The sequence below is a fragment of the Candidatus Villigracilis proximus genome, assembly GCF_016717045.1.
GTDB classification, from domain to species: Bacteria; Chloroflexota; Anaerolineae; order Anaerolineales; family Villigracilaceae; genus Villigracilis; species Villigracilis proximus.
Map to the genome: position 1 here is coordinate 98,306 of NZ_JADJUO010000008.1, position 13,680 is coordinate 111,985.

Sequence of the window (13,680 nt, forward strand, 5' to 3'; positions counted from 1 at the left end):
ATGTCAAAAGTCAAAGGTCACAAGTCCGTGATCTTTGACCTTCGACTTTCGACCTTTGACGCTTGTCTTTTAATGCAAGAGAAACCAAAAGTATCTGTTACTCGAACTCGACGTGATTCGGCCGCGAAGGAATTTTCCTTTACGGCTGATTCCATTCCCGCTGGCGGCCTGAAGGATGTCCGCGCGAAGGCTTGGGATGCGTTTACAAAATTTTCCATGCCCATCACTACTGATGAAGCCTGGCGCCGTACCGACTTAAGATTATTGCCTGCGTCTGATTTCAAAATTCCGAAAGAAGGTGCGTTTGAAGATTTGCCGGTCGTGCCTGAGAGTCTGCTCAAGCCGCTGACTGGCGAACAACACGGCGGACAGATCACCCTCCTGCCCGGCGGTTCACGTGTGGACCTTGATCCTGATCTGGTCTCGAAGGGTGTGATCTTCACTGATATCCGCACCGCAGAGCGCGAACATACTGAGTTACTCAATAAATTGATCGGCACCATTGTCAAACCTGAAGATGGAAAATTTGCCGCGCTGGCTTCTGCCCTGGCAGGAAATGGCGTGTTGTTGTATGTTCCAAAGAACGTGCAAGTGGAAACTCCGCTTCACTCTGTGCTTTGGGGACCCGGCACTGATCTGGCGCATTTCTCACATTTGATCGTCTATGTTGAAGATGGCGCTTCGGTGACGTATGTTCACGAAGCCGCTTCACCCAATGAGACTGGTCATGCCATGCATGCCGGTATTGTTGAAATTCATGTCGGCAAAGATGCAAATTTACGTTTTGTAGAATTGCAATCATGGGGACGTCACGTGTGGAATTTTTCTCACGAGCGTGCCCGTGTTGAACGCGGCGGCAATCTGGATTGGATATTCGGTGCAGTGGGTTCACGTCTCACCAAGAACTTCTCAGACCTGGATCTGGCTGGCGAAGGCTCGGTAGGGCGTATGTCAGGTTTTTATTTTACTGATGGCACCCAGCACCTTGACCATGATACACAACAGAATCATCTTGCTCCTCACACCACCAGTGACTTATTGTTCAAAGGTGCGTTGAAGGGCAAGAGTCGCTCTGTGTGGCAGGGCATGATCTATGTGGCTCCCGGCGCACAAAAGACTGATGGATATCAGGCGAATCGCAATTTGATTCTCGATGAGCAGGCTCGCGCAGATTCGATTCCCGGCCTTGAGATTCTCGCGGACGATGTCCGCTGTACACATGGCGCAACAGTAGGTAAATTTGAAAAAGAGCCGCTGTTTTATCTCAAGAGTCTTGGTATTGCGCAGGCAGAAGCAGAGCGTTTGGTCGTTGAAGGTTTTTTCGATCCGATTATGCAGCGTATCCCGTTTGAAGGTGTGCGTGAAAGATTTCAACAGGCAATTCAGGATAAATTGTCTGTAGATAAATAGCAGGATAGAAATGCAAGACCATCCTGTAAATCATCAATTTGCAGGATGGTCATTAACCGCCAGCGAGGATTAAGCTGAAGGGTTGCAGCAACTACCAGTTAAGAAAGAGGCGGAGGGCGTCTCTATAATCCAAGATAGGATGTGAGTCATGGCAGTGAAACCGAAAGTCAAATTGAAGGCGAAGATCAAGGCGAGACCAAAGTCAACTGGCAAATCCAAAGTGGCGGTAAAAGTTAAAGTTGCAAAAAAAATAATCTTAAAACCTGCTAAAAAAGCAAAACCAACAAGGAAATTAATGACAAAACCCAGCTGTAAAAGAAAGACCTTCCTCTGCATTAATTGTAAAGCCGGAGGCTATTGTTGAAGCGCCTGTTGCTGTAAAAACAAAACTGGTTGGCCTGCAAGGCTGTGGTTCCGCTTGTGAAACGCCCGGTTAATCCCTTGTTGAACGACGCCGCCCGGCAAAACGTTCTACGCGTGGCAATCAATTTAACTTCATGAAAGCGCCGGAGCTTGAAAGCGCCTTTGAAGTAGGCGATACCGTGGAAGTGTTTTGCGATCACGATAAAAATAAGGAACGTATTCGCGGCTGGATCAAGGGAATTGTGGTGCAGGTGGATCACAAAATGGTTGCTGTACAATTCCGTTCCAATGTTTATCTGACCGACGGCTGGATGGTTCCTGATCGTATTCTTTGCTATCCGGTAAATTCTGAACATATTCGCGCAGTGGCCGGTAAGAAAGTTGTCAAGGATAAAATAGATTTTATCCCAGATTATTAGTTGACAGTATACACAGGCAGACATTTGTCTGCCTGTGTACTCTGTTTTCTGTGTAAACCCCATGAAACTAAATATAACGAAACCCGAAAAGATTTTCCCATTCTTGAGCGTGAAGTGCGCCCGGGAGTACGATTGACATATTTGGATTCCACGGCCACTTCACAGAAGCCTTTGTCTGTGATTCAGGCGATGGATGATTTTTATCGCATGTCCAATGCAAATATTCATCGCGGTGTGCATTCACTTGCAGAAGAATCGACTACGTTGTATGAAGGTGCGCGCGAAAGAATTGCAAAATTTATCAACTCGGCTTCGGCGCGGCAGGTGATCTACACGCGCAATACAACCGAGTCCATTAATTTGGTCGCGTATAGTTGGGCGCGCGCAAATCTAAAACAAGGCGACCTTGTCATTTTGACCGAGATGGAACACCACAGCAATCTTGTTCCGTGGCACATGCTTCAGGCCGAGCGTGGGATTGAATTGGATTTTGTCCCTGTGACAGAAGACGGTTTGCTGGATATGGAGACGTATAAAACGCTTCTTTCCCGGAACCCCGAAACTGGTCTCGTTTACACACATGTCCAACGTCCTGGGCACGATCAACCCCGCTGCTGAGATCATTCGACTCGCTCATGCAGCAGGTGCCATTACGCTGGTGGATGGCGCACAGTCTGCTCCGCACTTGCAGGTGGATGTGCAGGATCTTGACGCAGACTTTTTTGCTTTTTCAGCACACAAGATGTGCGGTCCAACTGGCATTGGTGTGTTGTATGGCAAGGCTGCACTGCTTGAATCCATGCCCCCGTTTTTGGGCGGCGGCGATATGATCAGAGAAGTGAAATTACGCTCGTTTCGCGCAAATTCACTTCCTCATAAATTTGAAGCAGGGACGCCCGCCATTGCTGAGGCGATCGGCTTTGGTGCAGCAGTGGATTATCTGGCAACTCTTGGTATGGAAAATATTGCTGCGCACGAACATGAGGTTACTGAATACGCCCTGGAACGCCTGGAAGAGATTCCCGGTGTGAAATTATTTGGCCCTTCTGCGGATAAAAAAGGCGGGGTGGCTGCTTTTACACTGGATGGTGTTCATCCGCATGATGTGGCGCAGATCTTGGATCAGGATGGGATCGCCGTGCGGGCGGGGCATCATTGTGCGCAACCTTTACATGAAAAGTTTGGAATTCCTGCCACCAGTCGTGCTTCTTTCTATTTGTATAATACAAAAGAAGAAGTGGATATGCTGGTGAACGGAATCTATAAAGTTAAAAAGATGTTTGGGTAAATTATGGACGATCTCTATCGTGAAGTAATCATTGAACACTACAAGAATCCCTCGTATCGCGGAAAATTAGATCCGTATGATATTTCCTTTGCAGATAATAATCCACTCTGCGGCGATCACATCCAGATTGATTTGCGCGTAGGCGCTGACGGGGTTGTGACTGACGCCCGCTTTGATGGTCACGGATGCGCCATCTCGCAGGCTTCGGCTGATCTATTAATGGAGTTTGTTATAGGCAAGCCGCTTGAAGAAGTGAAGAAACTTAATAAGGAATCTATTTTGGAATTACTTGGCATTGAACTTGGCCCTGTCCGCTTGAAGTGTGCGCTGCTTTCGTTAAAGGTTTTGAAAGCCGGCGTGTACGGGTTGGGAGAAGCCGGCGATGATCTGGTGGAGTGAGGAATATGTTTAACTATAAAGTTGTTGATGAATCAAAGATCGATTTCGTGGAAATTGCCCCGGCTTCAGAGCTCCCTAACGGAGAACGCTTATTTGTTGAGCTTGGCGATAAACCGGTTGTCATCTTCAATATTGCAGGACAGTATTTTGCAATTGGTGATATTTGCACGCATGACGACGGTCCGTTGGGTGATGGGGTACTCGAAGGTGACAATATCGTTTGTCCACGCCACGGGCTGAGTTTGATATAAAGACAGGGAAAGCCATGGCCATGCCCGCTGTGATAGATATCCCTGCATATCCCGTGCAGATACGGGAGGGACTATTTTTGTTGGCATATTAAAGGAATAGATCACAAAAAATGCTCCCGTCCGGGAGCATTTTTATTTATATATAGATCATCGCGGGTTTCTGTCCCATAGTTTAACAACTGCCCAAACAGCGTAATCATATGGAGATGGGTCTAGTGATTCCACTTCGAGCCTGAATTGGTATACACCTTTTTGGACACTGACTTGTTTAATGGTGTTTATTGGCTTGTCTCCAAACTTGTAAAACTCCTCAAGCATCAACCTGTCGTTGATGTATATCCTGAATACAGCGCCTTCTGTCGATTCAATAAAAATATCCTTGTATCCAGCTTGTAGTTCCAAATATCCGTTGGGCGCGGACTGGTCAATGCTGACCTTTTCGTAGTTGCCGAATACTTTGAAGTAATCAAAATATGGATAGGTCAATAGCACCCGTTTTTGAATGTTTCCGTTCATTAAGGTTACATTTGGTTCCCAGCCTACATAATTATTCTCGCTTTTGGCCATGTAGGTTTCCGGGTCAGGAGAGACTGGCTCGAAAAAAAATGTCAGATCGTTTTCGAATTCACCATCGCTGTTTTTTGTGTAATTGAACCAATACGCTTCGTCCGCGTGGTCAATAAAATCATAAAGTAATACCGGTATAGGTGTGTTGGTGGGGCTTGGCGTGACCGATGCGGTTGGCGTGGATGTTGGCGTTATGGTCGGAGATGGAGTTTCCGATGGTGTGGGAATTTTTGTGGGTGTAATATTTTGCGGAATAATAAAAGTAAAGACCAGCCAGGCCAGTGTGAGCGCAGCCGTCACCACAACTGCTGTGCCGCATCCCCAGGATGCATATTTTTTTACAGCCGGAAGCATCTCCTTTCAAAGGCGCGATAATTCCGTTCAGCGTGTTGATGTTATGTTGGGTGAGGGCCAGTCCCGCCTTGTCGCCAATGGCTTGGCGGATATTTAAGGCCTGCGACAAAAGAGTTTTTGCTTCACTGGCGTATCCTAGATATAAGGCGCGGCTTCCCAGTTGGTGAAGTGCCCATGCTTGCACTTGGCTGTTGTTCAATGCTTTTGCAGCAGTGAGGATCAAATTTAAAATATCAGACCATGTTTGCCAGCGTTTGTAAAGAATCATGAACTTCTCAAGCGCACGGCCAAGCTGGATCACTTCGCGCCATTTCTTTCTTTCACCGGCGTTCTTGATCGTGTGGATTAAAAGCCCGCTCGATTCTTCCACTAAAGCTGAAGCTGGTTGCTGATTTAGCCAATTAATCGCGTAGTTTAGCAGGACGTCCTGCCAGGAGGTAATTTCCCACGCACTGGTAATTGAGGACACAAGCGCATCGTTTATGCTGTAGCGTGGACTGTGTGACTGGACAAGCCCGAGCTTGATCAGCTTTTGTAGATTCTCCTGTTCTTTTCCACTCTTGAGAATCCCCGTTACATGTTGCAATGGAACGATATTTCCGCCGGCTGCTGCCAGCAGTGCGAGGATTTGTTTCTCCGAGTCGCTCAGGTTTGCCATACCCATATAGACCATGGACCTGTTTTCTTCCTTCTCACTCTTTACTTCGTTGAGAAGGCTTTCAAGAGGCTTTCCGCTGTCTCTGGCGAGCGATGCGGCTTGTAAAATCTGAAGTGGATGTCCCTGCAGAACAGTGCAGAGTGTTGCGGCAGTTACTTTTTCCTGTTCATTCAATGCACGCGACAATTCCTTTTCAAAAAGTTTGAGCGCATCTTTTTCGGGCAATCCGCGCAATGGAATAATTTCGCCTTCACCCCATAGACTGCGCTCGATGGAGGAAAAGATAAAAAGGGAGTTGGGTGCTGCGTTCAAAACGGAAATGGCTTCATCCCGCCCGATTTGTAGATCATCCAGAATTACAAGCGCTTTTATGCTTTGCAGTTCACGGAGGATTTCTGTCGTTGAAGGTTTGTAGGACGAGTCACTATCAAAAAAGGAATCAAACAAGGCTTGTAACAGGTCTTCATACCCAAGCCCGGATGTGTTGATGTAAATCGTGCCGCTTGTGAAATTAGCTGAGTCCAGAGAATGTATTAAATGGCGGATAAAAGACGTCTTCCCGATACCGTCCTGCCCCCAAATGGAAACGGGACTGGAAAACTGCGTCGCCTTTTTGATGGCTTCAAATTCGTATTCGCGGTCAATCAGCGACGGGAAGTCGCGCGGTTTTATTGTCACTGGCGCGATGCGTGCTGAATATTTTGGCTTGTCAGAGGGTTTGATGATATTAACGATACCGCCGTTAACATCCCCGATTTTGACGACATAATTATCGTTTCCGAACACCATTACGCTGTCTGTTACATTACCGCCGATGGATACATTTGCCACATTGACCTCTTGCTCTGAGTATTCTTGTTTATAAAAATAAGCCTGCTACTGTAAATTTACCAATTTCCCCGTTCAACAATCATTATGATGAATTATTATATGGTTTCCTGGCGTGGTTTGTCAATAAAAAATTCCCAGCGTGTTTTTCGCTGGGAATTTTCAAATTTGAATATTTACTTTTCGAATGTGCCCACGATCCTCAAAATATCGAACCCCTCTGCAAATGGACATTCCGCCAGCGCACCGTGACGCACCATAATGGAGCGGGTCAGTTCGTTGTTGAAGTAATATCGGTCGCGGTATGTTTCATACTCTGCCAACGCTTCGATCTTCTTATTCACATCCTCTTCAGTTACTTGGGCAAGAAAATTTGGGAAGAATCCATACGAAGAGCGGACAACGTCAAAGCCCAGCACGGTGATGCCACGAAAAGCGCGCAGAGCTTCATCGGTCATGGTGTTGTGATCCTGATGCACATCCTGTTTGCTGTGAGTGAAGATCAAATCAGGCTGGAATTCTTTGCGGAGTTTTAGAAAGTACTCCAAAATTTCCTGTCGTGCGTCTGGAAAGACGCGGGTTTGAAAAGTTCCAAATACCACCTTTTCTTCCGGCACGCCCAGTATTTTCATCGAGCGTATATGCTCATTCCTGACTTGTTTCAGATCCGGATTTTTTTGATTGTCCGAAAGTGTGACGCATAACACATCCGTTTCTTTCACGATGTGATGTAACAAAGCGCCGCATCCCAACTCAATATCATCAGGGTGCGCACCTAAAAAGAGAACACGTTTACCAAAAAAATTCATCCGTTTCCTATCCGTTGTTCAATCTATCCGTTTGCAGTCCGTTGTGTTTTCCGTTTTGCTGCAGCAATCCATTGCAAAATCCGTTCATCTGTTCCGCGCAGCGATCCGTTGAAACATCCGTTTTTATTTTGTTGCCAGAATACCGCCAACGACCTTGGTCATCACCAGTTTGCCATCGCGTTCAAACCACATCTTGGCAACGGCTTCGATCTTGCCGATCAATGCTTCGTATTCATCTTTACCGTTGAACATGGATGTCCACAGTTTGCGGTCTTCACTTAATGAAGCGCGGACATAATCAATGAACGGTGCGACTTCAGGGAAGGTGAGGTGATTCTCAAATTTATGCAATTCGGTCTTGGCGAAGATATTGCTGATGGTGTTGAAGATATCACCCTTGAAGCGTGAAGAACCGGGCATGGGCGGAATGGCCGCGCCAGTGGCTTCTTTGATGATGTCATAGAACATTTGCTTGTTCTCAGGCAATGGCCCGGAGACAAAGAGTCGTCCGCCAGAGTTCCCCGAAACAGCATTACGCAGCACCCGATGAGCCTCACCAAATGTAAAGTCCAGATCTGAGGCGTAGTAGATGGCGAAGGCGCTGGTGCAAAGGTCAAATGTATTGTCTTCAAATTTGAAGGGCTGGTTAAAATCCAAAAATTGAAAATCAATACTTGCGCCGACTTTCTTGTTTTTCTCGCGTGCCTTGTCGAGCAGTTCTTCAGAGAAATCGCCGCCGGTGATCTTTGCTTCGCCTTTGGTGTATTCGTTAAAAAGAAAGGATAGTTTTCCTGCACCGCAGCCTACATCGAGAATTTTCATTCCGGCTTGAGGCTTGAGCAGTTCATTTGTCCACACGTCAATATTGGCGGAGCCATATTTTTCGTGAATGTCGATGCGCATGAGCAGGTCTTTGCTTGGTTCCTGATAATCAATTTTCATTTGTCTCTCCTTGAAAGTAATAAAAGGATTATACCAAAAGCGCTTCAAAATTCAACCGCTGAATTTTGAAGCCAATTAACGTCTGTTTTCTTCACGACTCAGCCAGTAGCGAATACCCTTCCCGGCGAACGGCTCATCTTTATAGCGCGGAATGATGTGCAGATGCGCGTGGAAGATGTGCTGTCCGCCGACTGCGCCGCAGTTCCAGCCCAGGTTGTATCCATCGGGTTGGTGGGTTTCATCCAGTAATTTTTTTGCTTGATGAATCATGCTGTGGGTGGCACTCCACTCTTCAGGGGTGAGGTCGAAAACCGTTTCACGATGCGCGCGCGGAATGATCAGCCCCGAGCCGATCAAGATCGTATTCTCACGGCGCAAAAATATACAAAGGTCATTCTCAAGGATCACTTCGTTTCGGTCAATCTGGTTTTCGCAAAACGGGCAGTCGTTCATTTTTATTTCTCCTTGAAATCTCATGATAGAATTCGCGCATTGGAGTCACTATGGCGAGCAAAATACAATCTGTAAAAGGCACAAGAGAATTTTATCCCGAAGAAATGGCTTTGCGTAATTTCATTTACGAAAAGGTCGGCGCGGCTGCGCGTTCCTTCGGTTATCAGGAATGGGATGCCCCTTTCATTGAAACGATTGATCTTTATGCGGCGAAATCCGGTGAGGAACTTGTTAAGAAGCAATCATTTACTTTCACCGACCGCGGCGGAGATTTTGTCACATTACGGCCCGAGCTCACGCCAAGCCTGGCGCGTATGATCGCGGCCAAACAGGGTGAGTTGACTTTCCCTGTGCGCTGGTGGTCGTTTGGCCCGTTCTGGCGTTACGAGCAGCCCCAAAAGGGACGTACCCGCGAATTTTTCCAGTGGAATATTGACATGCTCGGAGTCAGCTCGCCGGAAGCGGATGCGGAATTAATCGCAGTCGGTGCTACATTCCTGCGCTCGGTCGGACTTAATCCCGAGCAGGCTACCATTTATGTGAATAATCGGCGGCTGATGGATTCTGAATTTGATGCATTAGGTATCGCTGTCGAAAAGCGCATGGATGTTTCTAATTTAGTAGATCGCCGCTCCAAGATGGAACCCGCCAAATGGGACACATATGCGCTTGAACTTGGCTTGAATCAAACTCAACTCGATGGTTTGAAAAATATCCTCGGTAATTTTGACCTGTGGAAAAACAGTGACGAGCTTGTGCGTTTATTTGCCGCACTCGAAGCTCTGGGTGTCAAAGACTATGTTAAGTTTGATCCCAACATCATGCGCGGACTTTTGTATTACACCGGCACGGTTTTTGAAGCCTTCGATACCAGCGGTTCTGTCAAACGCGCCATCCTCGGCGGCGGACGGTACGATAATCTGCTCGCAGATGTCGGTGGACAGCCTCTCTCTGGCGTTGGTTTTGCCATGGGCGATGTGGTGATGGGAATTGTCTTGAGAGAAAGAGGACTATTGCCCGAATTCATTCCCAGCCCCGCGCCTGTGCTTGTTACGATTTTTGACGAGAGTCTTTTGCGCGAATCCTATGCTTTGGCAAGTGAGTTGCGTGCTGCCGGCTTGAAAGTTTTGTGCTACCCCGAACCCGCCAAACTGCAAAAGCAGTTCAAATTTGCAGACAAGATGAAAGTCAGTGTGGTGGTCACTGTCGGGCCGGATGAGGCGGCGAATGCTCAGGTGGCGGTGAAAAATTTGATTAATGGCGAGCAAGTTACAGTTAAGCGCGAAGCGGCGGCTGAAGTCATCCGCAAAATTATTGGGTGAGTCCATGTCTGTTGAATTACGTCCTGTTACTGCTGAAAATTGGGAGGCGTTGATCAAACTGCAAGTTCGCGAAGATCAACGTGGATTTGTAGCCTCCAACGTCTACTCAATTGCTGAAGCACAATTTGGTTTTGAAGATGAAGGCCATTGGGATTTTTATCCTTTTGGTGTTTATGCAGATGGAGAGCCGGTTGGCTTCCTCATGTATTGTTTGAATTTTGCACATTCCCGTTTTCAGGGATTTGTTATACGTTTAATGGTGGATGAACGTTTTCAAGGCAAAGGTTATGGGCGGACTGCGATGGAGCAGGCGCTTGAAATATTCCGTGCCGATGAAAGAATTCTTCAGGTAGGGATTAGCTACGAGCCGCATAATAAGGCCGCCCAGGCTTTGTATGCCAGTTTGGGGTTTGTTGAACCGGGTGAACTGATGGACGGCGAGACTTTGGCAATTTTGAAACTGCGCTAAAGTTTCTTGAACAAAAAAATCATTCTATGATAAAATACTGCTCGCTATGGAGCCTGTAGCTCAACGGCAGAGCGCTACACTGTGGCTGTAGATGTTGAGGGTTCGAAACCCTTCAGGCTCCCCAATCCCCAGACCCTAAAGGCTTCAAAACCTTTAGGGTCTTATGGTAGTAAAATAAAAATATGCCTAAAACCATCAATGTTCTTTTCCTTGCAGCGGAAGCTGAGCCTTTTATCAAAGTGGGGGGATTAGGTGATGTGGCTGGTTCTCTCCCTCGCGCATTGCGCGCCCTTTCCAATGAAGATATAAAACTCGATGTGCGGCTTGTTTTGCCGTATCACCCCGCTGTAAAAGCGGACAACCTCAAGCCGTTGGGGATGTTTTCGCTTGTGCGCGGCGCGGCCGAGATTCAAGTGGAAGCGTTTGAAACCGTGCTGCATGGTATGCCGGTTTACTTTATCGGCGGAGAGCCGATCCGCGCGAATGGTTCGGTCTATTCGCTCGATGCGAACCTCGACGCAGAAAAATATGCTTTCTTCTCCTTTGCTGCGCTGGAACTATCAAGACAGATAAATTGGGAGCCTGATGTCATTCACGGCAATGACTGGCATACCGCTTTAAGTATGTACGCCTCGCTGACAAAACGCTGGGAGGAAGGTTCCCGTCACGTTGCATCTGTACTTACACTGCACAACCTTCCTTTTATGGGACCGAATGTTAGTGAGATCGTAGAGAGTTACGGACTAAAACTCGCGCAGACAGATTTGCCTGATTGGGCACGTGTCATGCCTCTGCCTTTGGGGCTTTGGGCATCTGATGCGATCGTGGCTGTCTCGCCGACCTACGGCAAGGAAATCCTCACACAAGAATACGGCTGCGGACTGGATGAATTCCTGCGCTCTCGTGGCGAGTCTGTCAGCGGTATTTTGAATGGGTTGGATACAACTTCTTTTAATCCCGCAGATGACACAGCCTTGGGCGTTAATTTTGATATCAACACTTTGGAGAAACGCGCTGCAAACAAAGGTCTGTTACAGGAAAGACTCGGTTTGCCGCGCGAACCTGAAACACCTTTGCTGGCAATGGTTTCCCGCATGGATGTGCAAAAAGGTGTGGATCTTGTTTTCGCCGCGCTGAAGAACATGAAAAAATCCAATTGGCAGGCGATCATCCTGGGAACGGGCGATCCCAAATTGGAAGAAGCCGCCATGAAATTACAGGAACTGTTTCCTGAGCGGGTCAAAGTGGAAACTCGTTATGATGCCGGCCTCGCTCGTCAAATTTACGCCGGTTCAGATATGTTCTTGATGCCTTCACGCTATGAGCCCTGCGGACTTTCACAAATGATCTCTATGCGTTACGGCTGCGTTCCGATTGTTCGCGCAGCAGGCGGGTTGAACGATACAGTGATTCACAACAAGACCGGTTTCGTTTTCGAAAAAATTCATCATATGTCTTTAGTGGCAGCCATTAATTCCGCATTCAAAGTGTATGCAGAACGCGAACAATGGCAGACCATTCAACGCGCAGGCATGGCTCAGGATCTTTCCTGGGAAAGCTCCGCGAAAAAATATCTCGAACTCTATCAATCCATTATTAAATCATGACCTTCAAACGCTCCTCTGGAATTCTCCTTCATCCCTCCAGCCTGCCAAGCCCCTATGGTATCGGTGACCTCGGCCCGCAGGCATTTCGTTTTGTAGACTGGCTCTCATCCACTGGCTGCAAACTCTGGCAGGTGCTTCCGCTTGGCCCCACCGGCTATGGCGATTCGCCTTATCAATGTTTTTCCGCCTTCGCTGGGAATCCATATCTAATCAGCCTCGATGATCTTTTTGCTGATGGATTATTGACTCAGGAAGATCTAAACGGGATGAAAGACCTGCCCGCATCTCACGTGGACTTTGGCCTGCTCATTCCCCGCAAGCTGGATCTTTTACAAAAGGCATTTTCCACCTACCAATCCCAACCCGAACAGTTACGTCCAGCCTTTGATTATTTCTGCGCTGAGAATGCTTCCTGGCTTGATGATTACACTCTCTTCATGGCCCTCAAAGAATCCAACGGTGGCGGCTCATGGAGCGGATGGCCTGAACCATTGCGTTCCCGCAAGAAGACCGCTCTTCGCAAAGCACAAAGTGAACTTGCTGAAACAATCATGCGTTATGCTTTCTATCAATTTATCTTCTTCCGCCAGTGGAATAAATTGCGTGCCTATGCAAATGAACGCAGCATTCAGATCATTGGTGACCTTCCAATTTTTGTTGCCAACGACTCTGCAGATGTTTGGGCTCATCCTGAATTATTTTACATGGACAAAGCCGGAAACCTGACCGTTGTGGCGGGCGTCCCGCCTGATGGTTTTTCCGCTACCGGACAGTTATGGGGTAATCCGCTCTACAATTGGGAAGTCCATAAAAAGATGGTTATGCCTGGTGGCTGACCCGTGTACGTTCCTCTTTGCAGATATTTGATATTTTACGCTTTGACCACTTCCGTGGTTTCGCTGGTTATTATGAAATCCCAGCTGATCATAAGACTGCCGAATTTGGACGTTGGGTTACAGGTCCCGGCAAGGATTTGTTCCGCGCCATCGATAAGCACCTTGGTGATGGATTGCTTACTCCGGGTACCGGTCTGCCATTTATCGCCGAAGATCTGGGATTGGTCACACCAGATGTGATCGAATTGCTTGAAGCCTTTAACCTACCCGGTATGAAAGTTTTGCAGTTTGGATTCTCCGGGCCGGATAATCCCTTCCTGCCTCATAATTATGTTCCAAATTGCGTGGCCTATACCGGCACACATGACAATGACACTGCGCGTGGTTGGTTTGCTGCCGCTGAACCGCACGAACGTGAATTCGCTCAACGTTATTTGCGCGTTGATGGAAGCGACTTCGCCTGGGACTTGATCCGCGCGGTGTGGGGATCAGTTGCTGACATTGCGATCACTCCCATGCAGGATCTACTAAACTGCGGTGGAGAAGCCCGCATGAACTTCCCGAGTAAATTGGGTGGCAACTGGGAATGGAGAATGAGGGAGGAAGATATGAATGACGGTCTTGCCGGCGGATTACGTGAATTGAACTGGTTGTACTTAAGATAACTAAAAGACGCCTCATTTTCAGAGGCGTCTTTTTTATTTA

At 47.5% G+C, this 13,680-nt stretch carries 12 protein-coding genes, 1 tRNA gene and 2 pseudogenes; 10 read left to right on the forward strand and 5 right to left on the reverse strand.

Annotated features, from left to right (window positions below):
• The 5 genes and pseudogenes from sufD (at position 1) to IPL71_RS10415 (ending at position 4,130) form a co-directional block, all read left to right on the forward strand.
• Complete coding sequence (gene sufD, locus IPL71_RS10395) at positions 1–1,410, forward strand: Fe-S cluster assembly protein SufD (RefSeq protein WP_345321330.1); 1,410 nt, start codon at positions 1–3, stop codon at positions 1,408–1,410.
• A gap of 497 nt (positions 1,411–1,907) precedes the next feature.
• On the forward strand, positions 1,908–2,192 hold the full coding sequence (locus IPL71_RS10400) for a hypothetical protein (RefSeq protein ID WP_345321331.1): 285 nt from the start codon (positions 1,908–1,910) through the stop codon (positions 2,190–2,192).
• Between the two features lie 48 nt (positions 2,193–2,240).
• Positions 2,241–3,480 (forward strand): annotated as a pseudogene (locus tag IPL71_RS10405) (cysteine desulfurase).
• Positions 3,481–3,483: 3 nt separating this feature from the next.
• Positions 3,484–3,879, forward strand: a complete 396-nt coding sequence (gene sufU, locus IPL71_RS10410; protein ID WP_345321332.1) for a Fe-S cluster assembly sulfur transfer protein SufU — start codon at positions 3,484–3,486, stop codon at positions 3,877–3,879.
• Between the two features lie 5 nt (positions 3,880–3,884).
• Positions 3,885–4,130, forward strand: coding sequence for a Rieske (2Fe-2S) protein (locus IPL71_RS10415; RefSeq protein WP_345321333.1), 246 nt, complete (start codon positions 3,885–3,887; stop codon positions 4,128–4,130).
• A gap of 147 nt (positions 4,131–4,277) precedes the next feature.
• Here IPL71_RS10415 and IPL71_RS10420 read toward each other — a convergent pair whose 3' ends face one another.
• The 5 genes from IPL71_RS10420 to IPL71_RS10440 all read right to left on the reverse strand — a co-directional run bounded on the left by IPL71_RS10420 (position 4,278) and on the right by IPL71_RS10440 (position 8,741).
• On the reverse strand, positions 4,278–4,697 hold the full coding sequence (locus IPL71_RS10420; protein ID WP_345321335.1) for a hypothetical protein: 420 nt from the start codon (positions 4,695–4,697) through the stop codon (positions 4,278–4,280).
• A 118-nt stretch (positions 4,698–4,815) separates the two neighbouring features.
• On the reverse strand, positions 4,816–6,540 hold the full coding sequence (locus IPL71_RS10425) for a P-loop NTPase family protein (protein WP_345321337.1): 1,725 nt from the start codon (positions 6,538–6,540) through the stop codon (positions 4,816–4,818).
• A gap of 173 nt (positions 6,541–6,713) precedes the next feature.
• Positions 6,714–7,346, reverse strand: a complete 633-nt coding sequence (locus IPL71_RS10430) for a PIG-L deacetylase family protein (RefSeq protein WP_345321339.1) — start codon at positions 7,344–7,346, stop codon at positions 6,714–6,716.
• A 123-nt stretch (positions 7,347–7,469) separates the two neighbouring features.
• Positions 7,470–8,288, reverse strand: a complete 819-nt coding sequence (locus tag IPL71_RS10435) for a class I SAM-dependent methyltransferase (RefSeq protein ID WP_345321341.1) — start codon at positions 8,286–8,288, stop codon at positions 7,470–7,472.
• A 75-nt stretch (positions 8,289–8,363) separates the two neighbouring features.
• Positions 8,364–8,741: an HIT family protein gene (locus IPL71_RS10440; RefSeq protein ID WP_345321343.1), complete on the reverse strand. Its 378-nt coding sequence runs from the start codon at positions 8,739–8,741 to the stop codon at positions 8,364–8,366.
• Between the two features lie 50 nt (positions 8,742–8,791).
• On the opposite strand from IPL71_RS10440, the gene hisS reads away from it, so the two are divergent.
• The 5 genes and pseudogenes from hisS (at position 8,792) to malQ (ending at position 13,640) form a co-directional block, all read left to right on the forward strand.
• Positions 8,792–10,063, forward strand: coding sequence for a histidine--tRNA ligase (gene hisS, locus IPL71_RS10445; RefSeq protein WP_345321345.1), 1,272 nt, complete (start codon positions 8,792–8,794; stop codon positions 10,061–10,063).
• A gap of 4 nt (positions 10,064–10,067) precedes the next feature.
• Positions 10,068–10,532, forward strand: coding sequence for a GNAT family N-acetyltransferase (locus tag IPL71_RS10450; protein ID WP_345321347.1), 465 nt, complete (start codon positions 10,068–10,070; stop codon positions 10,530–10,532).
• A 49-nt stretch (positions 10,533–10,581) separates the two neighbouring features.
• Positions 10,582–10,656 (forward strand) — tRNA-His (locus IPL71_RS10455).
• A gap of 58 nt (positions 10,657–10,714) precedes the next feature.
• Positions 10,715–12,139: a glycogen synthase gene (locus tag IPL71_RS10460; RefSeq protein WP_345321348.1), complete on the forward strand. Its 1,425-nt coding sequence runs from the start codon at positions 10,715–10,717 to the stop codon at positions 12,137–12,139.
• Positions 12,136–13,640: pseudogene (malQ, locus tag IPL71_RS10465) on the forward strand (4-alpha-glucanotransferase). Before IPL71_RS10460 ends, malQ begins: the two are co-directional and overlap by 4 nt.
• The last annotated feature ends 40 nt before the right edge of the window (positions 13,641–13,680 follow it).

Bases quoted from the DNA above. Each gene is read 5' to 3' on its own strand.
- IPL71_RS10450 (WP_345321347.1), top strand. From the start codon at position 10,068: ATGTCTGTTGAATTACGTCCTGTTACTGCTGAAAATTGGGAGGCGTTG.
- sufD (WP_345321330.1), top strand. From the start codon at position 1: ATGTCAAAAGTCAAAGGTCACAAGTCCGTGATCTTTGACCTTCGACTT.
- IPL71_RS10460 (WP_345321348.1), top strand. From the start codon at position 10,715: ATGCCTAAAACCATCAATGTTCTTTTCCTTGCAGCGGAAGCTGAGCCT.
- IPL71_RS10430 (WP_345321339.1), bottom strand. From the start codon at position 7,346: ATGAATTTTTTTGGTAAACGTGTTCTCTTTTTAGGTGCGCACCCTGAT.
- hisS (WP_345321345.1), top strand. From the start codon at position 8,792: ATGGCGAGCAAAATACAATCTGTAAAAGGCACAAGAGAATTTTATCCC.
- IPL71_RS10400 (WP_345321331.1), top strand. From the start codon at position 1,908: ATGAAAGCGCCGGAGCTTGAAAGCGCCTTTGAAGTAGGCGATACCGTG.
- sufU (WP_345321332.1), top strand. From the start codon at position 3,484: ATGGACGATCTCTATCGTGAAGTAATCATTGAACACTACAAGAATCCC.
- IPL71_RS10440 (WP_345321343.1), bottom strand. From the start codon at position 8,741: ATGAACGACTGCCCGTTTTGCGAAAACCAGATTGACCGAAACGAAGTG.
- IPL71_RS10435 (WP_345321341.1), bottom strand. From the start codon at position 8,288: ATGAAAATTGATTATCAGGAACCAAGCAAAGACCTGCTCATGCGCATC.
- IPL71_RS10415 (WP_345321333.1), top strand. From the start codon at position 3,885: ATGTTTAACTATAAAGTTGTTGATGAATCAAAGATCGATTTCGTGGAA.
- IPL71_RS10420 (WP_345321335.1), bottom strand. From the start codon at position 4,697: ATGGCCAAAAGCGAGAATAATTATGTAGGCTGGGAACCAAATGTAACC.